This is a genomic window from Romboutsia sp. 1001285H_161024_C4, from assembly GCF_015550185.1.
Classification (GTDB): Bacteria; Bacillota; Clostridia; order Peptostreptococcales; family Peptostreptococcaceae; genus Romboutsia_C; species Romboutsia_C hominis.
The window spans coordinates 473,331-499,507 of the sequence record NZ_JADNAJ010000001.1 but is presented as its reverse complement, the minus strand read 5'-3'; the positions used below and the strand labels follow the sequence as shown (position 1 = coordinate 499,507).

The window sequence follows — 26,177 nt, the reverse complement described above, 5'->3', positions numbered from 1 at the left end:
TTATTTACTTATAAACAATCACTAACTCTTTTGTTATTAGGTTTTTGTTCCTCAAATTTTATAGAAGAAAATAATGGGTCATATTTAAAATGATCCATGACAATACCTTCTGTTATCATTTCATTTGCCAATTATAATTCTCCTGTATATTCTAAAATAGTTTATAATTAATATATTAGCTACCTTTTAATTCTAAATTAATTATAATTCTACCATATCATATAACATCCCTTCAATTTTTATAATAATTAATGTAGAACTATTACTATTTTATTATTATCATACTTAAATATTAGTTTCTATTATTATAATTACCTACTTAAATTTCTCGCTGTGGCTTTGTTTGTTATGCTATCCAAAAAACATGTGATTTTCCAATAAATTTCTGAACATATTAAAAACACTCGCATCTAATGGAGACGAGGGGAGCCGAACCCCTGTCCGAAATTTAAATACATCTTATGTTAATGTTGATTCTACGTAAATGTTTGTCATTTATACAATAACAACCTTAACATAAGTAAATAACTATATTATCATATAAAATTACCAAAATTGATTTTTATCCCAAATATTACCACCATACCTAAAATCTATAAAATACCTCTAAAAATTAACTTAATAAATTCCAATTTCTAACCATTCCCATTTTACGCATAAACAAAGAGGAACGAATCGTTCCTCCTTATCCATATATCCTATAATTTAACCTCTTCCCCTTAACACTCACCAAGTAATCCTTACTCATCTCAATAATCCTACTACCAATAGCCTCATCAATTTCAACAAGCTCATCAAAACTCTTTTCTGTACTAACAATCATTGGCAAATTATTAAAATATCTTAAATTAACAATCTCAAATACAATATTTATATCACTTTTGCTAATACCACCCTTAAACAAATCATCAATAAGTAGTACCCTAGCCCTTTTATACCTACCAATAGCTTTTCTATAATACTCCTCATCCATAATATTTTGCTTAAGAGATATAATAACATCCCTATAAGGCATATACAAAACAACTACCCCACTATCCATCAAATCATTACTAATAGCTAGAGATAAATGAGTCTTGCCACTTCCTACTTGACCCATAAATATTATAGAGTTTTGTCTAGTCTTTTCTATATCTTTAAAGTTCTTTTTATAGCTTAAAGCCTTGGAATAAGCATCTATTGTCTGAACATCATAAGCATAATTAAAGTTTTTAAAAGTCTTTTTCCTAAATTCATCACTTATGCCACTATTTTTTAATATCTCCTCACACTCTCTTAAAGCCCTACATTCACAAGGTATAGCAGTATTATCTTCTATTATAAATTTTAAATCTCTACATTTAACACATCTATACTCATTGTAGGAGTCTTTGTATTTCTCTGATTTGTTCTTCACTTGGCTTTTGATATATTGACTCGTCTTCAATTTCTCTAATATATCTACTCTTTCCATTTTTCCTATCCCCTTTGTTTTTAGAACTTACTTCATAAACATTTAAATCTTTTAAGCTTCTTATATTGTTATCTATCCATTTATTTATAATGCCATTTATATATCCTTTATTAACATTTCCTCTATTAGTAGCTACTTCTATAGCCCTTTTAAATAATTCTATATCTATATTTTCACTTATATAAATTAGCCACTCACTAACTAATTGATTTATAATCCCTACATTTTCTTCATATAATTTAGCATACCTACCTACATCATTTACTTCTTCTTCTTTATATTCTTCTTTATCTTTTTCTTCTTCTTTTTCTTGTCTTATATTTTCATACGACTCGTTATACGTATGGTAGTACGAGTCGTCATTACTATACATATCAAACAAATCTTTTATTTCTTTTTTAGGTATACTCTCACTTACATATTTTATAAGTGATTTATCTTTTACTTCTTTTAGCTCTTTATTTATACAATCCATCATTGGCTTTCCAGTTCTATCTAGGTTGTACTTTCCCCAATTTTTAATGGCCAATTCTCTAGTTTCTTCATTATATCTTATAGTTTTGTATTTATTTATAAATATGTCCATTAAAGTATTTATAGTTTCAACAGAATAGCCTAGTTCAAAGGCTATCTGTTTTTTAGTTATTTTATATATTCCTATTTGAGTAGTGTTTGGATTGCTAAGAATATAGACCATAAATATTTTACATTCTGGAGTGTATTCTTCTAATACTTTATCATCTCTCCAAAACTGTGTATGTATCTTTCTAAATATTGCCACAACCTCACCTACTTCATTCTAAAAGTTCTAGATGTACTTGTTTTTGTATAATTTTTTATTATTTCTGGGTAATCTATTTTTAATTTTTTAGTATCTATACTATTTTTAATAACTTTTTTCCAAGTTATTTTTCTATCTTTACAAAATGCTGTTTCGTACTCTCTCATTTCACTTTGAATAATATGTTCTATTACCTTTTTTTCTTTTTCAAGCTTGTTTATATTATCTACTATGCTATTGTATTTTTCTATTTTCTCATATAGCCCATCATCTAGCACTACTACTTCATTTAAAGTATCTTTATAAGTTTCTTTTAAAAATTTCCCACACTCATCACTTCCAAATGGTAGGTTTACCTCTTTTTCTTTTTTCTTAATGAAATCTGTAAACTTTCTCATATCCAAATTCCTCCCCTATAATTTTTATAAAATATTTTTGACCCTTTCCTGTTATATAAGTAGTTACTTTTATCTTTTGACCATTATTTGTATTTACTACATACTGACGAGTTTTAAATAGTCCTTGTTCTACATACTTTTGCTTTGGTTGATTTTCATCTCCTTGATTCATAATATATCCATTTACTCTAAACCAATAAAAAAGTCTATTTCTTCCAATATCTATTCCTAGTGAATTTAACATTTTAGCAAATGCACCTATACTTATAGCATCTTCACATTCCCCTACTACTTGTCCTATTTTTATATATGGTTCAAAGTCTTTTATAGCTTTGTTTAGTGCTTTTACCTTTTCTTTTTCACCTTTTAATTTTTGAGCTAGTTTTAATAGAAATTCTGGATTTTTAAGTATTTCATCTACTGTTTCATCACTCATATATCCCCCATTTCTTCTTATGCTTGGTAAAATCTCTTCTACTACCCACTTTTCAAATTTCTTTGCACTAGGTAGTTTAGATTTTAATACTAGCCTATATAAATTTGCTTCATCTATAAATTTTTTATTTATATTTTTAGTTTTTAAACTTCCATCTTTATTTTTTCCAATTATTACTTTTGCCCTATAAATTGTCCCCATATCTTTATCACAATGATCTCTTATTGCTTTTCTAGGATTAGTATATCCTAGTATTTGTGCTACTTTAGTTGCTTCAAAGTATTCTTTGTTATTTTCAAATACTACACTTATTTCTCCATATTCACTACTTTTAAATACCTTTAAATCAAACATTTTATCCCCCATTTTTTAATTAAAATTTATTTCATATTTAGATAATTTATTTGTTACCTAAAAATATGCTTTCCACACTAACTCCAAGTATTTTAGCTAAATCTAATGCTTCATAAACTGTAAATGAGCTTTTCTCATTTTCTTTTTTTACATAAGTTACTTTTGACATATGTATAAGTTTAGCTATCTCCTTTTGTGTAAATCCTTTACTTACCCTTAACCCCTTTAAGTTTCTTTTATATCCCATATTTACTCCTTTATGTATTTTATGATTATTTTTATTTAAACTTTGGTAACTTCCCTTGATAATTTAATAGTATTACCCTTTAGGTAAAATATCAACATGTTTTTATCCAAAAGGTAAAAATATGGTAACAAGTTGTATTTTTAGATAATTTTGTTATACATTTGGACTACTTCTGCTATAATTAAATTAAGGTGGGTGAAAAAATGGAAACTTTATCTATGAGATTAAAAGCTTTAAGAAAAGAAAGAGGATTGACTCTTGAAGAGTTAGCTAAAGAATTAGATACCACTAAGGTAACTCTATCTAGATATGAAAATGGAATAAGAGAGCCAAAAGGTGAAACTTTAAATAAATTAGCAAATTATTTTAATGTTTCTACTGATTATTTGTTTGCTAGAACTGATGATAAAAACTACTTATCAGATGAAGGAATAGCTGATGTTAAATTAGAAATGGATAAAATGCTTAAAAAGATTGGAGCTCATGGTAGTTTAATGTTTGATGGTGAGCCTATGACTGATGAAGAACTAGATAGTTTCTTACAATCAATGGAAGTTGTTCTTACTTTAGCTAAGAAAAAGCAAGAGTCAAAACTAAGGGGAAAATAATTAATGTTATTGGGGAGATTTTATGAATGCTAAATATGAAGCTAAAAAGCTTATAAATAAATATAAAACTAATAATCCTTTTGAACTTATGGATTATTTAGATATAATATATTTTCGTTATCCTCTTAAAGGAAATCTTAGAGGGTATTATACTAAAGAATTTAATCAAAAGGTAATTTGTATTTCTAGTCGTCTTTGTGATGAGGAAGTTAACTTAGTAGCAGCCCATGAACTTGGTCATGCTATACTTCATGAAGATAAAAATATATTATTTATATCTAGAAATACACTTCAATCTAAGGATAAACTAGAAAAACAAGCTAATAAATTTGCTGCTGAAATACTTTTAGATGATAATATATTTAGTGAGTATTATGGTTATTCTTTAGAGGAAATTTCAAAGTGTGAATGTGTTTCTTATGAATTAGTTGAACATAAGTACAATAATCTTAATAAGTAAGTTTTTTAAATTTTAAAGAGGGCTAATTTTAGCCCTCTTTATATGTAATATACTTAAATATATTGTGTAATAAAATATCTATTTTAATTATTTAATATAAAAATAGGAGCATATTTATTTGCTCCCTTTATATTTTCAATATATTAATATTATTAATCCAATTAGCAAATTAGAATTTAAATTTTAAATATTACTTTAAATTCTTCACATACTACTTTTTATCTTTCTAATAAACTTGAAAATAATGTAATAAAGATATCATTCTACCCCTTTTGTATAAACATAAACTTCACTTTGTAATTTATCTATCCATTCATCATATATAAAACCTAAGTTAAGTAATAAATTTTTTGATGGGATATTTTCTTTTTTTGTCATTGCTATTATTTCACATTCCGGATATTTTTTTCTGATTACTGGAAGTATAGCTTTCAAAGACTCCTTTATATATCCTTGTCTAGAGTATATAGGATTAATAGTATATCCTATTGAAATAGTTTTTGCTTTCTTTATAATATAAATATCACCTAAAAGAGTATCTGTAATTCTATCACTAATAGCAAGTCTAATGCCTTTATTAATGTCTTTATTACCTAACAAATCTTTTCTATAATCATCTTTTGTTAAAGATTTCGTGCTTTGATATTTCATCCATTTTTTATTATTTCTATAAGACATAAATGACTCTAAATCATGTTCATTAAAATCTCGTAATATACATCTATCAGTTTCAATCATTATATACCTCACTTAAATTAAATTTCAAAGTGTAAATGTGTTTCTTATAAATTAGTTGAACATAAGTAAAACAATCTTAATAAGTAAATTTTTTATAATTTTATATATTAGCTCTCTTATCTTATAGTTTAATTATTATATAGTTTAGCCATAAAAAATTCATCTACATATTTACCATCTACAATCATTGCATTTTTCTTAACTCCTTCTATTTCAAATCCATTCTTTTCATAAAGATGTTTTGCTACGGTATTAGAACAAATTACACTTAATTCAAGCCTTGTAATATTATTTTTTCTAGCCCATATATCTAATTCAGAAAATAATTTACTTCCAATACCCTTACCTCTGAATTTTTCACGTATTCCAACAACAATATATCCAGTATGTTTAATTCTTTTTGGTACGCCTCTTTGAACAGAAAGAAAGCCAACTATATTTTCATCATCAGTAGCTACTAAAACTAAATTATCACCATTGATACTTTTTTCAATTATATTTTTTGCTATATTAATATCAGTAGGTCGTTCCCCAGGCTCAAACATCATAAATTTAGTTTCTTTATCTAAATTTAAAAGCATATCTAAATAATTGTTAGCATCTTTCATTTTTATCTTTCTAATCTCCATTTTTTACCCTCCATATCCCTTATTTTATATTGTAATAATTATAGCAAAACTTATAGTTAAACAAATGCTTACTAAACCAATGCTTTGTTGAACATATTTAATTATTTAAGAATTAAATTCAATATATTTAAATTACTCTCTTTACCTCCCATATTTACAGTTATTGATTTTATTTGCTGATATCCTAGGGATTTCCAAAATTTTAGACCTTTAGTATTTTGTTCTACTACTCCTATTCGAAGTGTGTCAGCTCCTTGTATTAAAGCATATTTATTAATTTCTTCATGAATAATTGTTCCTAGTTTTTTATTCCTTTCATTTGGTGAAAGTAAAAGTAAACCTATCATCCAAGTTCCATTATCAGGATAGTTTTTAAATATATCTACCATTCCAACTAATAAATCACATTTATTACATACTCCCAATGTTAATGAATCCTCTGATGTTTTTTTATCACTATATTCAAAAATACTGTCTACATCCTCATAAGTTGCATTTTTTCCACTGCACATAATATGATAATCAGAACATAAATCATATAAATTTTTGATTTCATCTCTGTTAGAAGAAGTTATAGGCTTAATTAAATATTCATCATCTAATATACCTTTTATCATAAAAAAATCCCCTTTAGATAATTAAAATCACTAAAAAATTATCAATTTAATTATAGCAGAAAGTGCATTTCCCAAAGTGTCCACTAAAACAGATATTTTTTTGGACACAAATAATGCTATAATAAAAACAAGTACGCAATTGTTATATAATGTGAAAATAATGGTACTTTTGATATTATATAGTTAAATAGAAATTCATGAGTTCTATTGTTTTAGCTCAAAAAATAAAGTTTAAACGGGGGATATCAATGAAAGATAATATAATATGTTCAAAATGTGATTCAACTAAAGTTGTAGAAATTAAAGATGGAGCTGGGATATACCATATACCGATTAATAAATTTAAAGTTGTATCGACATGCAGACGCGTTTGCTGTGATTGTGGGTATATTGATGAACGATGGGTTAGCAATAAAGAAAATTTAGAGCTTATTTATAATACTTATAAATAGGAATTTAGGGGGATTAGTATGATAACAATATTAAGTGTATCAGTGATAGTTTTGGGATTTTTACTTGTGGTTGCAACTATAAAAGAAAGACATGATAAAAAGGATGAAGGGGAATATAATAAAACTAATTTTTCCATAAATTTAATTAAAGGATTTTATTCTATAATAATAGGGTCATTGGAAATATTAAATATAATATCAGAAAGAAATTTTATTAATTTAATGATTCTACTTGCTGGTATAAATATTTTTATTGATTATAAAATTAAAAACCAACCAAATCGTTAAAATCAAAAGTCATAAAGATAAATTCCAATTTGTAGAATTGATTTAGTTAACAATATTAATATAATGCGAACAAAAGTAGGACTTATATCATTATTAAATATAATGTATACCCCTACTTTTTTGTTATTGAAATTGTTCGTAATATCAACATTGTATTAAAACATAGCCTATTATTTAATAACTATAATTTAAGTTATATAAAATTGAATATTTTATTTACTACTTTTTATTATTTTTATTGTTTTTATATGAACTAGTAAATTTTCTAACATCAAGTAATGTAAAAAATAAACCAGGTATTGAAAGTATAAGACCTAATTTATCTCCAGCAGCAAAGAAAACTAACAGTCCACCTGTAAGGCAAAAAATTCCAGTAAATCTAAAAAATAGGTTAAATCTCTTTAGCGTTTTTTCACTCATTGTATCCCATGCACTTCTATGAAAATAATTTACTGTTCCTGTTTGTGCATTTTTTTCTATATTGATTATTCTTTCTTCTTTTTTTATTCTTTGTTCTTCATTTATTTTTTGAATACCTTCTTTTAAATAAATTTTGGCATCATTAAGTTCTTGCTTCATTTCTTTTTTAGTTTTACCCATTAAAAATCTCCTTTAAATAAATTTATGTAAGTATAGCAATCTTAGATTATAAATACAATTAATTTTATTTTAAAAAATAATATTTAAATTGTAAAGCGTATTTTGAACAAATTGGTAAGTGACGAAAAAAATACTCAAGATTATAAGGTATTTACAGCACCTTTAGAAGTTAGATATACTTTCTAGTAGTACCCATACAAGTTTTTTTGTTGATTAAATAACCCATTATATACAAAGTTTATTTTAATTTTTGTTTCCTTATCTATGTATTCATGGGATTTTCGTCCTCTCTCTTTATCATACCAATATTCTTTATAATTAGATCCTAATATATCTGTAATTTGGTCTACATTTTCAAATTTAAATAAATAATTAATACTGATAATTTTCCTATAAATCTTAAATTAATATAAAAAATTCGCTTTGCTCATATCGCCAACGACTTCGTCCGTTGCTGAAAATGTCCTTTTTTACTTTCACGAAGTTATTGATATAACTTTACTTTATAACTTATCCATAGTTTTCTTAGGCGTAAAAAACAAGCCTTATACAAAAATACATCTAGTAAGGCTTGTTTATATTTATAAAATAATTAAATTAACTATAAATTAAAAGATTTATCATCACTCTTTATATTCTTCTTATCAGCAACCCCAGTAAGCATAAGAGTCAACGCACCATCTCCAACAACATTACAAGCTGTTCCAAAACTATCTTGAAGAGCAAATATAGTTAATATAAGAGCTGTTCCAGTTTCATTAAATCCAAGAACACTAGTTATCAAGCCAAGAGATGCCATAACTGTTCCCCCAGGAACACCAGGTGCACCTATTGCAAATACTCCAAGTAATAATATAAATAAAACCATATTCCCAACACTTGGAAGATGACCATAAAGAATTTGAGATACAACCATTACAAAGAATACTTCAGTTAAAACAGAACCACAAAGATGTATATTTGAACAAAGTGGAACAGAAAAATCTAATATATCTTTTCTTAAAACCTTAGACTTATTAGCACATTCTAGTGCTACAGGTAATGTTGCAGCAGAAGACATACTTCCAACAGCTGTTAAATAAGCTGGACCATAATATTTTATAACTTCCATTGGATTTTTTCCTGACATGATACCTGCAATAAGGTATAATACTGACATCCATATAAAGTGACCAATAAGTACAATAACTATAACCTTTAAGAATACTGGAAGATGATTAGTTATAGAACCTTCATATGCTAAACTAGCAAATGTTGTAGCTATAAAGAAAGGTAATATAGGTATTACAACTTTATTAACCAAGCTTAAAACTATATTTTGAAACTCATTTAGAAATTTTTCAACTAAGTCAGCTTTAGTCCAAGTTACAGCTAAACCAACTATTATAGATAAAAATAAAGCACTCATAACAGGCATTACTTGAGGTATGTCTAATTGAAAGATAAGTTCTGGTAATTCACGTAAAGACCCTGTAGTTGAAGCGATTGATAATTTTGGAATTAATATGTAACCAAATATTGCAGAAAATGCTGCTGCACCTACTGATGATATGTAAGCAAAACCAATTGCAAATCCTAATAATTGAGAAGCATTATGTCTTAATTTAGCTATGGATGGAGCTATAAATCCAATGATTATTAATGGAACTGAGAAGAATATAACCTGACCTAAAACGTATTTAAGAGTAACTATTACGTTCATTACGGACTCTGAAGATATAAATCCAACTATAAGACCAATAGTAACTGCTAGTACTAGCTTAAATATTAAGCTATCGAAAATCTTTTTCATAATAAATCCCCCTTTTAATATGAATAAAATTTTAAAATAAAATATTTAGTGTGACAAATTATTATCATCATCAACACAAATGATAGCAAACTAGTACTTAATATTCAACAAAATTTAAGTATTTCTATAATATTAAATCAGATACACAAAAACAGAGTAATAAATTTAGATTACTACCCTGTAAGCTCACAATATATTAAATAAATAAACTACTTAATTTTATCTAACTTATCAAAAAATATTGAAATCTCACCACAATTTGGACAAACAGTAGCCTTTACTTTTCCTTTTGTATCTGAAAAAACTCCACTTCCCTTTCCTAATAACACTGAAGCTTGAGCTGTAAAATTTTCAGTTTTCAACATATAATCTTCAACCATAGTTTCATTACATCTTAAACACTTTCTCATACTATCTCCTCCACAAAAAACATATTTTTGAGCATCATTTACTTTGTTTTGCCCTTTTTAAAATATATTTTAATCTATCATAAAATGTAAACTTATGATTACATTCAGTACAATTTACCACAATAGTTTCCCCTTTCAACCTTTTATTATAATATATAACAATTGTTAATTTAATTATAGCAGAACTTATAGTTAAACAACTGTCCACTAAAAGAAATAATTTGTTAATGATTTAGTATTTATATCTCCATATGCTTTTTAATATTTTATTTTTAACTATCTTAAATAATTACATGATAAATAAGCAATAAAAATAGCTAGACCTATGGGAATTACCCAATATCTAGCTATTTTAACTATATAAATAATCTGATTAAATATGCCAATACTATAGAAGTCATTAAACTATATATAGATCCCTTTGGGGTATCGTATAAAACAACTAATATAGTTATAAAAAACACTGTATTTATTATACTTGTAAAATCAAAATACCACATTCCTATACTAAAAGAACATAATATCATAACTGTAATTATACATACCTTAATCATAAATGGTACAATTCCATTTCCTTTAGCATACCAACAAACAAATGCCAATAACGGAGAAATAATTGTTACTGCATACCATATCATCATGTAATTCATCGGATTAAATCCTGCAAAAATAATACTATATATATGATAGCTAACACACATACCTAAAAAGAATAAAAATACATTAATGCCTGCTCGTAAAGGTGTATTACTAAAAATAGATATACATACTGCTATTAAAATCCATACTCCAAGTAAAGAGAATACATTTCCTAAATCGAGTATACCTAAAATATGTTGCCACCAAATACCATCATCTATAGCTAAAGTATCTAGCCATTTTGAAAAAGTTCCAAGTCCAATTCCAAGAAGAAAAATTATGATTGAATTTATTATCTTTTTTGAAGTCGTCAAATCATTCTTAGGAATTCTTATTCGCTCTAAAAATTTTATCACTGTCTAACTCACTTTCTTATGTAAATTCCTATTTATATATATTATTTGAAATGTTTCTTAAATGAGAACCCATAAGGATAAAAATATTTTAAATCCTCTATTAGTTTACTTTTTATGCTTATTTTTATTATATAAAAATAAGCCAACTCCAGCTATCAATATCCCAAATACTGCAATTGCCCCGTATGGAATTATAAAAAAATATGTAGTCATTTTTATCCTCCCCTTTACTTAACAACTTGTCCACTAAAATTCCATTCATCATAAAACTCATTTAAAAATGCTTCCATAAATTTATGTCTTTTTTCTGCTATTTCTTTTGCTGTATTTGTATTCATTAAATCCTTTAATTTTAATAATTTTTCATAAAAATGATTTATTGTATGATTTTGCGCATTTTTAACTTGATTTAAAGATTTAAAATCTATTGGTTTTATTGTTGGTTCATACATTAATTGATTTTTATTTCCTCCATATGCGAAGGTTCTAGCTATTCCTATAGCCCCTATAGCATCTAACCTATCAGCATCCTGAACTACTTTTCCTTCAATAGTATATTGTGTTGAATCAATAACTCCGCCTTTAAAGGACATAGTTTGTATTATTTTAATTATTTTTTTAAAAGAATCATCATCTATATTTATGGAGTTTAGAAAGTTTTCTGTAACTGTAGTGTTTGCATCATTGGTATTTGAAAATTTCCAGTCATCAATATCGTGTAATAATGCTGTCATCTCAACAATAAAAGAGTCTGCATTTTCTTTTTCTGCTAAATATTTAGCTAAGTTATATACCCTTTCTATGTGAAACCAATCATGTCCACTTCCTTCACCATATAGTTTGTTCCTTACAAACTTCTTAGTTTTCTCTATCATTAAAACCTTATTCATGTCTCTTACTCCTTCATTTAGTAATAAAATATATAACAATTGTTCTTCCAAGAAAATCTCCTCTAAAATGTATCTTATTTAAATTCTAATTATATTAAAATTGTTCAGTATTTATTATGCTAATTTAGTTAATTTTCTCATCCACCAATCCTTAGTTAAATAGATATATCCATTTGGAGTTATTACAATATATTCATCATTTACATCTAATACATCTGGTACCCCCGTATATACTATATCTATATAAAGATTAAATCCCTTAACTTTTCTATTTAATTCACATTCTAATTCATCTATATAATCACAAAATCTATTTTCTACCATAATTTCATAGTAAGAAATCGCACTTTTACCTCCAGCTTGCATATCCCACCACTCAATAAAGTATGGATATGCTTTTTTACAGCATTCCCTAAGCTCAATATATTCCAGCTCTAAAAAATTATTTACATTATATATTTCACTAACAAGCATACTCATTCTATTATGGTTAATATTATTACACCTTTCTTTTATAACTCCATTAAACCATAATTTCCACTGTGATTTTAGCTTTTCAATATGTAAATCATCAAAAACTAAATTTGATAGATTAGTTGGCCAAGGTGTATTCGATTCATTAAAGTTTTCATTATCAATTAAATTATACATACACCCAGTAAATATAATAAAGTTTAATAACTCATCCTTAGATGTTCTAATAGACCAAGATTCATTAGTATATTCACTTATCATTTTAAATACCCCCTTACTATTATTTTTTATTTCATGTTATACAATAATTGTAAACAAATAATCTACATAATTATACTATATGTTATAACTATTTGTATATTTCAACATAATTGACTTTAACTTGTTATCTTATATCTTTAAAATGATAATATACATAAGATTAATGCAAACCTTAATAAAGATATAATTTTATTGTCAATTATTACGTTTACTGATATAATTTTATTACAGTAAACGTAATAAAGGTTACTGTAATAAAGGAGAAATAAAATGAGAGATAATGTAAAAGGTGGTGCTTTAACAGAAACTACACTTTTTATTCTATTGGCACTATACAAGCCTAACCATGGCTATGGTATTATGCAATTTATAGAATTAAAAACAAGTGGTCGTTTATCATTAGGGGCTGGTACTCTTTATGGAGCCATTAATACTTTGTTAAAAAAAGGATGGATAGAGCCATACGAGAGTAAAGATGATAGTAGGAAAAAGGAGTATTTAATAACATCTAAAGGTAAAATCGTAGTTGAAAATGAAATTGCACGATTAAATGATGTTCTTAATATCTCTTTAAAAATAGTAGGGGATGATAAAATATGAAAAAAATAGTGTTTAAGTATTTCTTTGATTTTTTAGAGGGGCAAGAAAAATGGTTAAACCAAATGGCTAAACATGGATATAGACTTGTTAAGGTAGGAAAATTAACCTATGAGTTTGAAAAATGCAATCCATCAGAATATATATACTGTGTTGAATTTGTTGCTGATAAATCAAACTCTGAAATAAAAAAATATAAGAATTTTTTAGAAGATGATATTGGGTATAAGAGTTTTATAAAGAATATAAATATAAATTGGTCATTTGGAAAAATGAAATTTAGACCATGGAGTAATGGTGGTAAAATTTCAACTTCCCCAGGAAGTTTTAACAAAGAATTACTAATATTAGAAAAGCAAAATGATGGAATGGATTTTAACCTACACACAAGTAATGATGATTTAATAAAATATCTTACTCCAATACGAAATATGTATTTATTTACAACTATACTTCTTGCAATAATTACTTTTGTAAGTAAATACAAAGCTTCTAATCATTTATTATTAAATACTCTATTATGGGGATTAATTTTAATTACTCTATTTTTAGGAATACAAACTATAAAATACTTTAACTTAGTAAAGAAATATAAAAAAGATAAAAAGCTTTATGAATAATTCAGCATTAAAAGAGTTATATTATATAAGGTTTAAACTATATAGAATTAAATTTATCAGATAGCTATACCACCATGGCTAAATTAATTTTAGTTACTGTGATATAGCTACTTTTATTGTTTTTTCAACTTTTTCCACTTTCGTATTTTTATTCTAAGTTATTTAAATTCTTATATAAATAATTTAAAAAAATTATTAATAAAATTTAATAAACTGGTTAAAATAATAACTGTAACAGACAGGTAAAAATTTTCTACACTATCCAAAATATATGGGAGTATGGCTCAGTTGGTAGAGCAATTGACTGTTAATCAATGGGTCACAGGTTCGAGCCCTGTTATTCCCGCCACTTTAAAAACTCTTAGTTTTGGCTAAGAGTTTTTTATTTGGATATTTAAATATTTTATCAATTATATTATATAAAGAGTCAACAAAGTTTAATTAACATAATTCTCTTTTGTATATCACAGACTATTTATAAATATTTTATAATAGTTAAATAATTTTAAAAAAATATTAATAAAATTTAATAAACTGGTTAAAATAATAACTGTAACGGACAGGTTAAAATTTTTACCCCATCCAAAATATACGGGAGTATGGCTCAGTTGGTAGAGCAATTGACTGTTAATCAATGGGTCACAGGTTCGAGCCCTGTTATTCCCGCCACTTTAAAAACTCTTAGTTTTGGCTAAGAGTTTTTTATTTGGATATTTAAATATTTTATCAATTATATTATATAAAGGGTCACCAAAGTTTAATTAACATAATTCTCTTTTGTATATTACAGCTATTTATAAATATTTTATAATAGTTAAATAATTTTTAAAAAATATTAATAAAATTTAATAAACTGGTTAAAATAATAACTGTAACGGACAGGTGAAAATTTTCTACCTATCCAAAATATATGGGAGTATGGCTCAGTTGGTAGAGCAATTGACTGTTAATCAATGGGTCACAGGTTCGAGCCCTGTTATTCCCGCCACTTTAAAAACTCTTAGTTTTGGCTAAGAGTTTTTTTATTTGGCTATGTTTTAATAACAAAAAAGTAATTGTATACCTACTTATATACTCCTACTTTTTTATTCACATTTTTACAATGAATACCCATACAATCTTTCAGCCGCAAATTAGCTACCTCTTACCATTGTTTCACCAGTTTTAATTCTATCTTTATCATAAACATCCCATATTTCCATACTTTCACACCTTCAAAATATATATTTAATTATAATCTAACTATATAAACTTAACATGATTTTTTCTTTTCCTTATGTAAATGAATTTCTGTTGCTATTACAATAACCAAGAATACTGTAACAAATACAAACAACGATATACCCACTTCATTTTTTAAAGTAAAAAATCTATCTATGCAATAGAAAACTATAGTATATATAAACCCAAAAACTATACCTAGCTTTCCTGCATATTTATTAGCAATAACCCAATTAGTACCATTTTTACAAGAAGTCCATGTTTTATAGCCTGATGAATTAGGTCTTTCCCCCGCACCATATCTCATAATCAATCCTACAATTATCATTAATATACCTAGATAATATGAATGTTCAAAGTAATTCACATTATACCCCTCCTATTTTTCTACTTATATATAAATATATTATTTATTAAAACTTATCTTACTCTTAAAAATAAGAAATGTTTTACCTAAAAGATATCCAATTCCTATCGCTCCCATGCTAGGAAATAAGTATTTAAATAAAAATTCTATATTATGAATTACTAATTATTTAAACTTCTAGATTTCTTAATTCGTAATATAACAAAATTATAATCTAAATCAGAACTCATTTGATATCATACTTTTTACTTCTTCAATACTATGAAATTTCAAGTATTGATCTATAAAGAATTTATTTTCATCACTACTCAATATATAAACTTTATTATCTTTAATATTTTGAATATATCCTATTTTATTACCTATCCATAAATTATAACGATGGACTCTACTTGATACTCCCTCAATTTTATTATATAAAAATAAGGACATAGTATTTGTTGGTTTTCCTAATTTTCTAGCATTTTCTGAGTTTATATCTATACCATTTTTTCGTTTTGTGAAACAAACCCTAATGATATATTCTTCATCTTCTTTTGAGATATTTTCATTTTTATCAAGGTTAAGTGCACCAATACTTCCACTTATTACTGCTCCACCAAACTCTTCATTACTTTTTACAAATACTTTTATAACAATAAACATAATAATTATTATCAAACCTAATATTAGGATTATCTTGTTTTTCTTCGAATTCATTTTTCCCCCTTGTATAATACTGTATAGCCTATTATATAATTCATAATATATAACAATTTCTAATTAATCTTTTCGTATCTATGCAACCTATGAGGTAATAAATCAAACAAAGGAATAGTTATAAATAATATTAATATTTGCAGTTTAAATTTTAGCATAAAATCATTTAAAATAATGATATTATTAAATACAAATATATTTGACATAGTAATAATAAAAATATATATTCCCCTATATACATTTGCTTTAGATTTATAAATTGAGTTACATTTTGAACATTTCAAATGTCCTTCTAAACTAAAAAAATATTTTAATCTATCATAAAATTTAAACTTATGATTACATTCAGTACAATTTCTCACAATAATTTCCCCTTTCAATCTTTTATTGCAATATATAACAATTGTTAATTTAATTATGTCAAAACTAAAACTTAATAATATGTCCACTAAAGCAGATGATTTTATAAACAATACTATTACATAAAATTATATTTATCAAAATGTTATAAAGAAAAACTAGGCTTAAAGCCTAGTTTCTCATATTTTAATATTTACTTTTCACTTTTAAGCCACTTTAGGGCATTTTTAAGTTTTATTGGATTTCCATACATTAAAGTAGCCATTCTGTATATCTTAGCACCACCTATTCCTGCTAATACTGTTGATACTATTAATATTAATGCAGATATTATAAATTCTACTGATGTAACAGCTCCTGTTGCAACTCTTACTATCATTGTCATTGGAGATGCAAATGGTATGTATGAACAAACCTTTATTAGTGTACTATCTCCATTAGTTAATCCAAATATACTAATCATAAATACTACAATAAATATCATCATTATAGGTCCAACACTTGACCCTATGTCTTCTGTTTTTGATACTAAAGCTCCCAATGCACCAAATATGAATGAATAGAATAGGTAACCTAATATACCAAATATAGCAAATGTAGCTATTAATTCTGGTGGAATTTTAAATAAATTATCTAATATTCCATTCCACGCTTTACTATTTACCTTATATGCAATAAGTACTGATGACATTATTACTCCAACTTGTATTATACTTGCTATTGCACCTGCAATAACTTTACCAAATATCAAATTATTTGTATTTGTACTTGTAACTAATACTTCTATTGCTCTATTACTTTTTTCTGCAGTTATTCCCATGGCAATTAATTGACCATACATTAAAATCATCATATATATAACGAAAATTAATATGTAAGCATAAAAATAATTATTTGCACTATCTTTGCCTAATATCTCGACATTAGATGATATTTTGGTATTATAAATTGCATCTACCTTATTAAAATCTATTCCTTCCCTAGTAATTTTATTTTTTCTATACTCTTTTTGTAAAAGTTCATCAAATATATACTTATTTTCATCATTAAACTTAGTATTTTGAACAACATAATCATACTCAGTTGGATTTTTAACATTAAAACCTGCTTCTACATCTTTATTTTCAACTAACTTATCTAATTCATCTTTATTTTTTACCACTTTCCAATTTGAGTTTGGAAAATAAGTCTTTAACTCTTCTTTATTAGGAATAATATTCTTTTCATCATATATTGCAAAATTAGTTTTATTTTCTTCTGCAAGATCCTCTACTTTAGCTTCACCTTTATTTCCTATTGGCAATATAGATGACATATCTATAAAGTTAGGTAGGGATAATCCAATTATCATTACTAATGAAATTATTATAGTACTTATTATAAAAGATTTTTTATGAAAGTAGTTTCCAAGTTCAAATTTTAATACTGTGAAAAATTGTTTCATTACTCTTCACCTACTTTCTTTACAAATATATCTGTTAAATCTGGTTCATATACAGAAAACTTCTCTATATCTATATTTTCTTTTAATATACTTTCTAAAAGTTGTTTTTTCGTTGCATTTTCATTTAGCACTAGTATTAAATAATCCTTTTTAACTTCATCTACTATTACTAAATCCTTAAACTTATCTTTACATATAGATTCTAAATCATTTAATGTAAAATTCTCTGCACTTAGTATTAATCTATTGTTACCAAATTCTTTTTTTATTTCTTTAAGATTTCCACTCAGCACAATCTCACCTTTATTTAAAATAGCTATTTCTTCACAAAACTCTTCAACATAGCTCATTTGGTGGCTAGAAAATATTACTAGTTTATCTTGATTTATTAATTCTCTCACAGTATCTTTAAGTATCTGTGAATTAACTGGATCTAATCCACTAAATGGTTCATCAAGTATAACTATTTCTGGATCACATACTAATGTTTGTGCTAATTGAACCTTTTGCTGATTTCCTTTTGATAAACTCTCTAATGTTCTATTTGCATATTCTTCTATACCTAATTTTTCAAGCCATATCTTTGTACTTTCTTTTGCTCTCTTAGCATCTGCACCTCTTAACTGAGCTAAGTAAACTATCTGTTCTGTAACTTTCTTTTTAGGATATAATCCTCTTTCTTCTGGTAGGTACCCTATCTGGTAATCTCTTGGGTTAAACTTCTTTCCATCTATTAATACCTCTCCTGAATTAGCCTTGAAAACGTCCATTAATATACGAATTGTTGTAGTTTTTCCTGCACCATTTCTCCCTAATAGTCCAAGTGCCTTTCCACTTTCAACTGAAAAGGATATTCCATGTAATACTTCATTTTCTGAAAAACTTTTTCTTAGATCCTTCACTTCTAGCTTCATATTTTCTCCCCTCTTTAAAGATGTTATCTACTATATAGTATATTAACGATTATTTATATTCAACTATTTCCCTTAACAAATCTAATTCACTAAACACTTTATAATTTATCTATAAAATCTCTTAAGGTATCAGTTAAGTTGACTTTATCAATTTTTTATTGTAATATATAAAATAAGTTCCATGAATTTCAACATCTTCTACTCTCAATTATCAGAAAATAAAATCATAAGAATTTAAGTTTTTAAATTATTCATTATAATGTTTAAAATTTAAATTTATATTAAGGAGGGTAAACTTATGTTTCAATTTTCAAATGAATTAAAAATGATGACCCTAAATTTAGATATAATTCAAAGTATTGCATTTACTACTGCTGTACTTTTAATAGGGTCTTTTATAAAAAGTAAAATCTCTATATTAAATAAATACTGTATACCATCACCAGTTGTAGGAGGATTTTCTTTTGCAGTAATAGCCTTTATATTAAGGCAAACAGGAATAATTACGATAGTATTTGATACAACGCTACAAAATATATTAATGACAGCCTTCTTTACAACGGTTGGATTCACTGCAAGTATGAAAGTCTTAAGAAAAGGTGGAACACAAGTAATTAAGTTTTTAATTATATCAGTATTATTGATATTAGCTCAAAATATAGTTGGTGTTTTCTCTGCTAAGTTAATAGGTGTAGACCCACTATTAGGATTGGTTTCAAGTTCTGTTTCTATGACAGGTGGTCATGGAGCTTCTGGTGCATTTGGCCCTCTTCTTGAAGCAAATGGACTTAAAGGTGCTCTTAGTATAGCTATGGCCTGTGCTACATTTGGATTAGTATCTGGAAGTATTATAGGTGGTCCTCTTGCAAATAGATTAGTTCAAAAACATAAACTTCAACCAGAGGAAATAGAAGTAAAAGAAGAATTAGTATCAACAAACGTAAATGAAGAAGTATCATACAATGAAATATCTATAGGAAAACTTTCAGAAAGTAAATTGACAAGCTCAATTATACAAATAATAATAGCTATGGGACTTGGGACTATAGTATCAGGCTTATTTTCATATATAGGTATAACAATGCCATCTTATATAGGTTCTATGATTGTAGCAGCTATTATGAGAAATATTTCAGATGCAAAAGGGATACATAATGTATCAAGCAATGAATTAGAATGTATAGGTTCAATATGTTTATCATTATTTTTATCAATGGCTATGTGTAGCTTAAAATTATGGGAGCTTGTAGACCTAGCTATACCTATATTAATACTACTAACTTTACAGACATTATTAATGATACTATTTGCCTACTTTGTTACATTTAACGTTATGGGAAAAGATTACACAGCAGCAGTACTTGCAGCAGGACATTGTGGATTTGGTCTTGGAGCTACACCAAATGGAATAGCAAATATGGAATCTGTAACTTCTAAATATGGTCCAGCACCTAATGCATTTTTCATATTACCACTAGTTGGAGCATTATTTATAGAATTTATAAACTCAGCAGTTATAACGACTTTTATGAATCTACTATAAACATATTTATAAAAAATAGTGTATTTAAAATAATTGTATATTTATTTCAAATACATATAATAAAAACCGTATCACTTCTTGTGATACGGTTTTTCCTTTGTAATTCTAAATCACTAATTTATAATGTATAATTATATAGGATATATTGGAATTTCATATGAAAGTAAATGTATTAGGGGGAAAACATAATGTCATTTATAATTTTTGTAATATGGGCATATTTATCAACACTATTATTTAGTTTTTTATTTTATAAGTTAAATCATATCAAACCACAATTATTTCAAAGAGTACAAATAAAAATAAATAATTTAAGTGAAAAAAAGAAACGTAGATTAGGAATAATTGCAAATATATTATTTTTAATAATAATTTTTATTTTACCTATATTTAATGATAGTGATATTATAGCTGGTTTAATTATAGGTTTTTTATTTTCATTCAAGGATATATGTTTTAATAATAATGTTATTGAATATGCGTTAAAAGATCATAATGGGATAAAGTAATATATAAAACAATACAGAGTATAAAAAAATATCAAAATTGCCATTCTTTTTAGTTATTATAATAGGTGTAAATTATCATTTAATATATAACAATTATTTGGTTAATTAGGGGGGGAATATTATGGATAATGTTATTGATTTTAAATTGGTTTTTATATTTATGATTTTTATAATTATGTTTTTAGGGGATTATATATCAGAAAAGAAGTTTAAACCAAATAAAGCACTTCTAGAAGAAATTGAAGACTTAGAATTTTCAAGAAGATTTCGTATATTAACTATAATACTAATTATTGCGATACCGTTATCTTTAAATAAAAATACTTATTTTACTTTATTAATAATTATAGTAGCTTTAATAGCTGAATGGATTAGAATTAAATATGCTTTAAAATTTTTAAGTAATAAAGATGAAAGTGAAAGCACTAAAAAATATATATCAACTATGGCTATTTTTCAATGCGTATATGCGATAGCTTTAGCTTTGTATTTTATATTTTTTTAATAAAATTTTACTTATATAAAGATTGTATTAGGTATTATACCATTATTCATTAGTTTTTATAGAGTTAAAAAAGTATACACTAAGATAAATGATTTCATAAATACAAACAATATTATTACTTAAAATTATATTTAGAAACCATTAATAAGTTTTAAAATTTATATATATTTAATCTATACTTATATATAATAAAATATAAGGGGGTAATATTGATGAATATAGGGAATAAATGTAAAATAAAAGACATTTCAAAATGTTTAGTAGATGAATTTAAAGCTCAACAAATTACTAAAGAAGATCTTTTAAATTTAAGTGGAAATCTTTCTACGATTGAGTTAAATGACAATTCAATAATATATAAAATAAGTGATTTAGATTTTATTCAATCACTATTAAGTGAAAATGAAAAATCAGAAATACAAATAACTATAAAACATTTAAACGAAAATGTTGAAGATATAGATTGCTTATCATATGAATATCAAATAAGTACTGGAAAATTAATAATTATTGTTTTAGAAAGCGAAGATGGAGAAAATTTATCTAGTTTTACAATGGATGGAAATGGAGAACTATTATTTAATTATTTATCAAAATTTATTGGAGATGATATTGAAAAAATAGATAATCCTTTAGATGAAGTAATTGAAGAATTAAATCATTTTAAGCCTTATGGAAAATATTTTAAATAATATAAAAAGTAGATTTATTACTATAATAAATGCTATAAATTTTTACGCTATGTTTAAGTAAAATATTAAAAAATACAATGATTAAAAGGACCGTTATATGGTCCTTTTAAATTAGAATTCTTTATTATATTTATTTATAAGTAGTATCCATAAAATATATTTCAATAAGAAAACACCTAAAATAAGGAATACTAACCATGTTGGATATCCCATTATAATGCAAATATAAGCAATTAATAAAACAAACCAGTTAGAGATATCCCCTGCTTTAGCATTGGCTTTGTCTCTTATAAGTTCATTTCTTTCATCTTTATATTCTATTTCCATTTGCTTAGATTTACCAGGTATTTTTTCAATACGTTTAATCTTATATAGCGAACCTAAACCACCACCAATTAATCCAAACCCTAAGGCAAAAACTAATCCAAATAATCTTGAAATTATATCTCCTTTATCTACAAAAATTGATGCTAATAAACCTACGATTGCTAATACTACTCCTAATATTAGTATAATGAAACTCCTTTTTTTACTTAACATTATTATCCTCCTCTTCATATATAAATATCTCTTCAATTGACATATTAAAATATCGTGCAATTTTAAAAGCAAGAATAATCGAAGGATTATATCTTCCTTTTTCTAAAGAACTAATTGTTTGCCTAGAAACTTCTAATGCAGATGCTAGTTCTTCTTGGGTAATTTGCTTTTGTTTTCTAATTTCTTCTAATCTATTATTCATACTATAATGCACTCCTTCTTAACAGAATGTAAAGTTAACTTTCCATACTTTAATAGTATCATATTAAAATCAAATGTCAAGCTAACTTTACATTCGATATATTATATAATAGAAATATAAAAAAGTCATACACAAAAACATATTTATTTTCATGTACGACTTTTTTTAAATTTCTTTATTTTATAAAATTATTATCTAAACATAAATTTAGAAACTACTAAATAAATTGCCTAATTACCAAATAAATTAAACTACAACAATTTTTCAAAAGCTATTCTTTTACTTGAATCATCTACATATATTATTCCGCAATACTTAAATCCATTTTTCTTAAGTACCCTTTGCATAGGAATATTCTCTTCATGTGTATCAATTTTAATACTATGTACACCGCTATCTACACAAAGTTGTTCTACACATTTAATAATCTCAGTTGATAGACCTAACCCTTTGTGGTTATTACTTACAGCTACTCTATGGATAGCTGCATATTTATTGTTACTTAGCCACTTTCCATCATAGATAGATTCATACGTTGGCTCTCCTTTAAATGTTACCATTGAAGTAGCAACAACCTCACCATCTTTTTCTAGTACATAGCTTTCAACATTTTTTATATCCCCAATAATTGTATCTTCGTTTGGATAACCATTTTGCCATTGGTCTATTCCTTTATTTTTAAAGAATTCTTGGGCTTGATTGATAATTTTCATTATACTTTTTACATCATTTGTTTTTGATTTTCTAAACTTCACTAATATCCTCCTTGTCAGTTACGCATTCTTTAACAAATGCAAAACACTGTTTTATATCTTTATGATTTAAATTTTTAACATCAAAATTAAATACTTTATACATCATTTGAACACAGTAACCTATCCCAAATACAGTTAATAAAGTACCTAGTCCAACAGTCCCACCTAATATCCATCCAGTTATTAGAGCCAGACCTTCTATAAAAAATCTTATTATACTTACAGGCTTTGATGTAAGTTTTACTAAGACTACCATTAATCCATCTCTCGGACCACATCCCATTTCACACCCTATATATAAATAACTTCCTATTGCATTAACAAACATACTTCCTATCATAAGTAGTACGCCGTAAAATAAATTAGCACTTGTAGGAATTATATCTATATAGATTATTAAATCTATGAAACATCCAATCATAATCATATTTGCCAATGTTCCAAATCCTATTTTTATACCTAATATACTAACTATAATTACAATTAATAGACCGACAATTATACTTGCCTGACCGATTGTAAGGCCAACTAAATTAGACAAACCTTGATGAAAAACATCCCATGGACTCAAACCCAAATTTGATTTTATTAACAGTACAGTAGAAAGTGCACATAATAAAAAGCCTGATAACATTCTTAGAAAAAGCATTAATATTTTTTTCATAATTAATCTCCTAAAAAATAATAGCTGAACTTTAACTATTATTTTTAACTATTCTCCAATACCTTTTTAAATATATCTCTATGATATAATTATATTATAACTGTTTATATATATCATCATAATTAATTTTAATCTACTCTTTAAGTTCTTTATTTCCTTTTTCAAGTCTGTTTATTTTTCTTTTTAAACTTACTATAATAATTAAATGAATAGTATAATGAAAAATGACTAGATTTTGATGCACATTACCAAGTCTAGTCATTTTTATATATTTTATATTTTGAATTTAATAATCAAATAGTTTAGCATAGCTTTTAAATAAATATCTACTAAAACAGATGTTTTCGTGGACATTTAAAACAAATATTATTATTTATATTTATTTACTAATGAAGCATGCTTTAACATTCCCATTCCTACACCAAATATAATTCCTAGTATTGTAGATACTCCAATTGTAATCCAGAAATAATTTTTAAAATAAGTAAAGGCAAGAATAATGCCAATTACTACTCCTAAAGTAAGTCCTATTAGAGTAAATCCACCATAATAAAGCCCTATTATTTCATCCATTTGTGGATCTCTTGATAGATAATATTCCATATATTTATTTTTTAAATATTCTGATTCATCACTTTGACTATTTGATGCAAGATTAGTTTTTGCAATTTCTAGTGCTTCTTCCTTAGAGTGATCTTTTTCTATTAAGTCTGTCATATAATCACTCATATAAATTATGAAATCTTCCTGTATTTCTTTAGACTGTCTTGATGTTAATTTAAATACTTTAAACTAATTCTCTAAACATTATTAAAGATGGCTAACTTTAGTCCTCTTTATATAATTTATGCATAATAACTGCGCAAAAAAAGAGAAATAATTTTATTTCTCTCTTGGTACACAATATTAATTATTTTAATCAACCTCTAAAACACCTGCGCAGGAAGATATTTGTGTATATTTTGCATTAACATTATTTTTATATAATGATGGTATTATTTTTTCTTCAATCATATATATTTCATCTTCATCCCATTTATTTAAATTCTTACTTTTACATTCAATTAAGTTATCCTCTGTTTTAAACGCCACATCAGCAATTATTATCTTCCCATCTTCATTTAATAAATCCTTTAACTTAGATATAAATTCTACTTTTTTTTCATTATTTAAATGATGAATTGCATAAGAGGATATAATATAATCAAATTTTTCATGTGCTAATTCTGAAGGTATACCTAAATTAAAATCACTTTGTATAAAAAGTCCATTAGGCATCTTTTCCTTTGCTATATCTATCATTGCTTGTGAAAAATCAATTCCAAATATTTTTGCTCCATCTTCATATAATTTACTAGTTAATAGTCCAGTCCCAAAACCTACATCCAAAATTTTTTTTGATTCTTTGTTAATAATTGAATTATAAATATAATTTAATACATCATAGTAACCATCAAATGGATATTCATTTGAACTTTTTTCTACACTTTTATCATACTCCCTTGCCCATAAATCAAACCCCTTATTATCTAACAATCTATTTCCTCCCATTTTATCCATATAATTAATTTTCCGAATTTATAATAACTGTTAATTTAATTATATCAGAACTTATAGTTTGAGGTATGTGCACTAAAACATATAATTTCGTGATACAAGCAA

Annotated in this window: 35 protein-coding genes and 3 tRNA genes; 13 read left to right on the top strand and 25 right to left on the bottom strand. The window is 25.6% G+C overall.

Annotated features, from left to right (window positions below; genetic code table 11):
* Positions 1-8: 8 nt before the first annotated feature.
* The 6 genes from I1959_RS15605 to I1959_RS02615 all read right to left on the bottom strand — a co-directional run bounded on the left by I1959_RS15605 (position 9) and on the right by I1959_RS02615 (position 3,669).
* On the bottom strand, positions 9-131 hold the full coding sequence (locus I1959_RS15605) for a hypothetical protein (RefSeq protein ID WP_279309982.1): 123 nt from the start codon (positions 129-131) through the stop codon (positions 9-11).
* 554 nt (positions 132-685) lie between these two features.
* Positions 686-1,396 (bottom strand): ATP-binding protein, encoded by a 711-nt coding sequence (locus I1959_RS02635; RefSeq protein WP_330615152.1) that lies wholly within the window; start codon positions 1,394-1,396, stop codon positions 686-688.
* Entirely contained in the window at positions 1,356-2,234 is an 879-nt protein-coding gene (locus I1959_RS15755; protein ID WP_195237009.1) for a DnaD domain protein, read from the bottom strand. The genes I1959_RS02635 and I1959_RS15755 overlap by 41 nt, the downstream gene beginning before the upstream one ends.
* Positions 2,235-2,242: 8 nt before the next feature.
* The gene (locus I1959_RS02625; RefSeq protein WP_195237008.1) at positions 2,243-2,632 is read right to left on the bottom strand and encodes a hypothetical protein; all 390 of its coding nucleotides are present in this window, start codon (positions 2,630-2,632) and stop codon (positions 2,243-2,245) included.
* Positions 2,607-3,422, bottom strand: coding sequence for a BRO family protein (locus I1959_RS02620; RefSeq protein WP_195237007.1), 816 nt, complete (start codon positions 3,420-3,422; stop codon positions 2,607-2,609). The genes I1959_RS02625 and I1959_RS02620 overlap by 26 nt, the downstream gene beginning before the upstream one ends.
* 46 nt (positions 3,423-3,468) lie before the next feature.
* Positions 3,469-3,669 carry a helix-turn-helix transcriptional regulator gene (locus I1959_RS02615; protein WP_092926452.1) on the bottom strand — a complete coding sequence of 67 codons (201 nt, stop codon included), beginning with the start codon at positions 3,667-3,669 and terminating at the stop codon, positions 3,469-3,471.
* A 203-nt stretch (positions 3,670-3,872) separates the two neighbouring features.
* Between I1959_RS02615 and I1959_RS02610 the strand changes: the two genes are divergently transcribed.
* Together I1959_RS02610 and I1959_RS02605 are read left to right on the top strand one after the other, a co-directional pair.
* Entirely contained in the window at positions 3,873-4,277 is a 405-nt protein-coding gene (locus tag I1959_RS02610; RefSeq protein ID WP_092926454.1) for a helix-turn-helix domain-containing protein, read from the top strand.
* A gap of 22 nt (positions 4,278-4,299) precedes the next feature.
* A complete protein-coding gene (locus I1959_RS02605; protein ID WP_092926456.1) occupies positions 4,300-4,737 on the top strand; it encodes an ImmA/IrrE family metallo-endopeptidase in 438 nt (145 codons plus the stop codon).
* Positions 4,738-4,995: 258 nt separating this feature from the next.
* On the opposite strand, the gene I1959_RS02600 is transcribed toward I1959_RS02605, so the two are convergent.
* The 3 genes from I1959_RS02600 to I1959_RS02590 all read right to left on the bottom strand — a co-directional run bounded on the left by I1959_RS02600 (position 4,996) and on the right by I1959_RS02590 (position 6,721).
* Positions 4,996-5,475, bottom strand: coding sequence for a GNAT family N-acetyltransferase (locus I1959_RS02600; RefSeq protein ID WP_195237006.1), 480 nt, complete (start codon positions 5,473-5,475; stop codon positions 4,996-4,998).
* Between the two features lie 128 nt (positions 5,476-5,603).
* Positions 5,604-6,104, bottom strand: a complete 501-nt coding sequence (locus I1959_RS02595) for a GNAT family N-acetyltransferase (RefSeq protein ID WP_195237005.1) — start codon at positions 6,102-6,104, stop codon at positions 5,604-5,606.
* Positions 6,105-6,205: 101 nt separating this feature from the next.
* Positions 6,206-6,721, bottom strand: coding sequence for a GNAT family N-acetyltransferase (locus tag I1959_RS02590; protein ID WP_195237004.1), 516 nt, complete (start codon positions 6,719-6,721; stop codon positions 6,206-6,208).
* Between the two features lie 248 nt (positions 6,722-6,969).
* Here I1959_RS02590 and I1959_RS02585 point away from each other — a divergent pair, with 248 nt between their 5' ends.
* A complete protein-coding gene (locus tag I1959_RS02585) occupies positions 6,970-7,173 on the top strand; it encodes a hypothetical protein (RefSeq protein WP_195237003.1) in 204 nt (67 codons plus the stop codon).
* Between the two features lie 18 nt (positions 7,174-7,191).
* On the top strand, positions 7,192-7,461 hold the full coding sequence (locus I1959_RS02580; protein ID WP_195237002.1) for a hypothetical protein: 270 nt from the start codon (positions 7,192-7,194) through the stop codon (positions 7,459-7,461).
* Between the two features lie 219 nt (positions 7,462-7,680).
* On the opposite strand, the gene I1959_RS02575 is transcribed toward I1959_RS02580, so the two are convergent.
* The 6 genes from I1959_RS02575 to I1959_RS02550 all read right to left on the bottom strand — a co-directional run bounded on the left by I1959_RS02575 (position 7,681) and on the right by I1959_RS02550 (position 12,883).
* On the bottom strand, positions 7,681-8,061 hold the full coding sequence (locus I1959_RS02575; RefSeq protein WP_195237001.1) for a hypothetical protein: 381 nt from the start codon (positions 8,059-8,061) through the stop codon (positions 7,681-7,683).
* Between the two features lie 601 nt (positions 8,062-8,662).
* Positions 8,663-9,853, bottom strand: coding sequence for a dicarboxylate/amino acid:cation symporter (locus I1959_RS02570; RefSeq protein ID WP_092926460.1), 1,191 nt, complete (start codon positions 9,851-9,853; stop codon positions 8,663-8,665).
* A 209-nt stretch (positions 9,854-10,062) separates the two neighbouring features.
* Positions 10,063-10,263 (bottom strand): hypothetical protein, encoded by a 201-nt coding sequence (locus I1959_RS02565; RefSeq protein ID WP_166505150.1) that lies wholly within the window; start codon positions 10,261-10,263, stop codon positions 10,063-10,065.
* A gap of 356 nt (positions 10,264-10,619) precedes the next feature.
* Positions 10,620-11,258 carry a hypothetical protein gene (locus I1959_RS02560; RefSeq protein WP_195237000.1) on the bottom strand — a complete coding sequence of 213 codons (639 nt, stop codon included), beginning with the start codon at positions 11,256-11,258 and terminating at the stop codon, positions 10,620-10,622.
* A gap of 227 nt (positions 11,259-11,485) precedes the next feature.
* Positions 11,486-12,148 carry an HD domain-containing protein gene (locus I1959_RS02555; protein ID WP_195236999.1) on the bottom strand — a complete coding sequence of 221 codons (663 nt, stop codon included), beginning with the start codon at positions 12,146-12,148 and terminating at the stop codon, positions 11,486-11,488.
* Positions 12,149-12,262: 114 nt separating this feature from the next.
* The gene (locus tag I1959_RS02550) at positions 12,263-12,883 is read right to left on the bottom strand and encodes a hypothetical protein (RefSeq protein ID WP_195236998.1); all 621 of its coding nucleotides are present in this window, start codon (positions 12,881-12,883) and stop codon (positions 12,263-12,265) included.
* A gap of 270 nt (positions 12,884-13,153) precedes the next feature.
* Here I1959_RS02550 and I1959_RS02545 point away from each other — a divergent pair, with 270 nt between their 5' ends.
* The 5 genes from I1959_RS02545 to I1959_RS02525 all read left to right on the top strand — a co-directional run bounded on the left by I1959_RS02545 (position 13,154) and on the right by I1959_RS02525 (position 15,088).
* A complete protein-coding gene (locus I1959_RS02545; protein WP_166505147.1) occupies positions 13,154-13,483 on the top strand; it encodes a PadR family transcriptional regulator in 330 nt (109 codons plus the stop codon).
* Positions 13,480-14,100 (top strand): DUF2812 domain-containing protein, encoded by a 621-nt coding sequence (locus I1959_RS02540; RefSeq protein ID WP_195236997.1) that lies wholly within the window; start codon positions 13,480-13,482, stop codon positions 14,098-14,100. The genes I1959_RS02545 and I1959_RS02540 overlap by 4 nt, the downstream gene beginning before the upstream one ends.
* Positions 14,101-14,373: 273 nt before the next feature.
* Positions 14,374-14,449 (top strand) — tRNA-Asn (locus tag I1959_RS02535).
* A gap of 244 nt (positions 14,450-14,693) precedes the next feature.
* Positions 14,694-14,769 (top strand) — tRNA-Asn (locus tag I1959_RS02530).
* 243 nt (positions 14,770-15,012) lie between these two features.
* A tRNA-Asn gene (locus I1959_RS02525) sits at positions 15,013-15,088 on the top strand.
* Positions 15,089-15,352: 264 nt separating this feature from the next.
* On the opposite strand, the gene I1959_RS02520 is transcribed toward I1959_RS02525, so the two are convergent.
* The 4 genes from I1959_RS02520 to I1959_RS02505 all read right to left on the bottom strand — a co-directional run bounded on the left by I1959_RS02520 (position 15,353) and on the right by I1959_RS02505 (position 19,105).
* On the bottom strand, positions 15,353-15,688 hold the full coding sequence (locus I1959_RS02520; protein ID WP_195236996.1) for an SdpI family protein: 336 nt from the start codon (positions 15,686-15,688) through the stop codon (positions 15,353-15,355).
* Positions 15,689-15,907: 219 nt separating this feature from the next.
* Positions 15,908-16,387, bottom strand: a complete 480-nt coding sequence (locus tag I1959_RS02515) for a hypothetical protein (RefSeq protein WP_166505144.1) — start codon at positions 16,385-16,387, stop codon at positions 15,908-15,910.
* A 553-nt stretch (positions 16,388-16,940) separates the two neighbouring features.
* Positions 16,941-18,191 (bottom strand): ABC transporter permease, encoded by a 1,251-nt coding sequence (locus I1959_RS02510; RefSeq protein WP_195236995.1) that lies wholly within the window; start codon positions 18,189-18,191, stop codon positions 16,941-16,943.
* Positions 18,191-19,105, bottom strand: a complete 915-nt coding sequence (locus I1959_RS02505) for an ABC transporter ATP-binding protein (RefSeq protein ID WP_195236994.1) — start codon at positions 19,103-19,105, stop codon at positions 18,191-18,193. The genes I1959_RS02510 and I1959_RS02505 overlap by 1 nt, the downstream gene beginning before the upstream one ends.
* Positions 19,106-19,403: 298 nt before the next feature.
* Between I1959_RS02505 and gltS the strand changes: the two genes are divergently transcribed.
* From gltS to I1959_RS02485, 4 genes are all read left to right on the top strand, one after another.
* Positions 19,404-20,648, top strand: a complete 1,245-nt coding sequence (gene gltS / locus I1959_RS02500; protein WP_330615151.1) for a sodium/glutamate symporter — start codon at positions 19,404-19,406, stop codon at positions 20,646-20,648.
* Between the two features lie 188 nt (positions 20,649-20,836).
* Entirely contained in the window at positions 20,837-21,157 is a 321-nt protein-coding gene (locus tag I1959_RS02495; protein WP_195236993.1) for a hypothetical protein, read from the top strand.
* A 121-nt stretch (positions 21,158-21,278) separates the two neighbouring features.
* Entirely contained in the window at positions 21,279-21,662 is a 384-nt protein-coding gene (locus tag I1959_RS02490; protein WP_195236992.1) for a hypothetical protein, read from the top strand.
* A 212-nt stretch (positions 21,663-21,874) separates the two neighbouring features.
* Entirely contained in the window at positions 21,875-22,354 is a 480-nt protein-coding gene (locus I1959_RS02485) for a hypothetical protein (RefSeq protein ID WP_195236991.1), read from the top strand.
* Positions 22,355-22,465: 111 nt separating this feature from the next.
* On the opposite strand, the gene I1959_RS02480 is transcribed toward I1959_RS02485, so the two are convergent.
* From I1959_RS02480 to I1959_RS02455, 6 genes are all read right to left on the bottom strand, one after another.
* Positions 22,466-22,894, bottom strand: coding sequence for a hypothetical protein (locus I1959_RS02480; RefSeq protein WP_195236990.1), 429 nt, complete (start codon positions 22,892-22,894; stop codon positions 22,466-22,468).
* Positions 22,884-23,096 (bottom strand): helix-turn-helix transcriptional regulator, encoded by a 213-nt coding sequence (locus tag I1959_RS02475; RefSeq protein ID WP_195236989.1) that lies wholly within the window; start codon positions 23,094-23,096, stop codon positions 22,884-22,886. The genes I1959_RS02480 and I1959_RS02475 overlap by 11 nt, the downstream gene beginning before the upstream one ends.
* A 251-nt stretch (positions 23,097-23,347) precedes the next feature.
* Positions 23,348-23,851: a GNAT family N-acetyltransferase gene (locus tag I1959_RS02470; protein ID WP_092926494.1), complete on the bottom strand. Its 504-nt coding sequence runs from the start codon at positions 23,849-23,851 to the stop codon at positions 23,348-23,350.
* Complete coding sequence (locus I1959_RS02465; RefSeq protein ID WP_092926496.1) at positions 23,841-24,515, bottom strand: YczE/YyaS/YitT family protein; 675 nt, start codon at positions 24,513-24,515, stop codon at positions 23,841-23,843. The genes I1959_RS02470 and I1959_RS02465 overlap by 11 nt, the downstream gene beginning before the upstream one ends.
* 369 nt (positions 24,516-24,884) lie before the next feature.
* On the bottom strand, positions 24,885-25,244 hold the full coding sequence (locus I1959_RS02460) for a hypothetical protein (RefSeq protein WP_195236988.1): 360 nt from the start codon (positions 25,242-25,244) through the stop codon (positions 24,885-24,887).
* Positions 25,245-25,430: 186 nt separating this feature from the next.
* Entirely contained in the window at positions 25,431-26,051 is a 621-nt protein-coding gene (locus I1959_RS02455) for a class I SAM-dependent methyltransferase (protein ID WP_195236987.1), read from the bottom strand.
* Between the last annotated feature and the right edge of the window lie 126 nt (positions 26,052-26,177).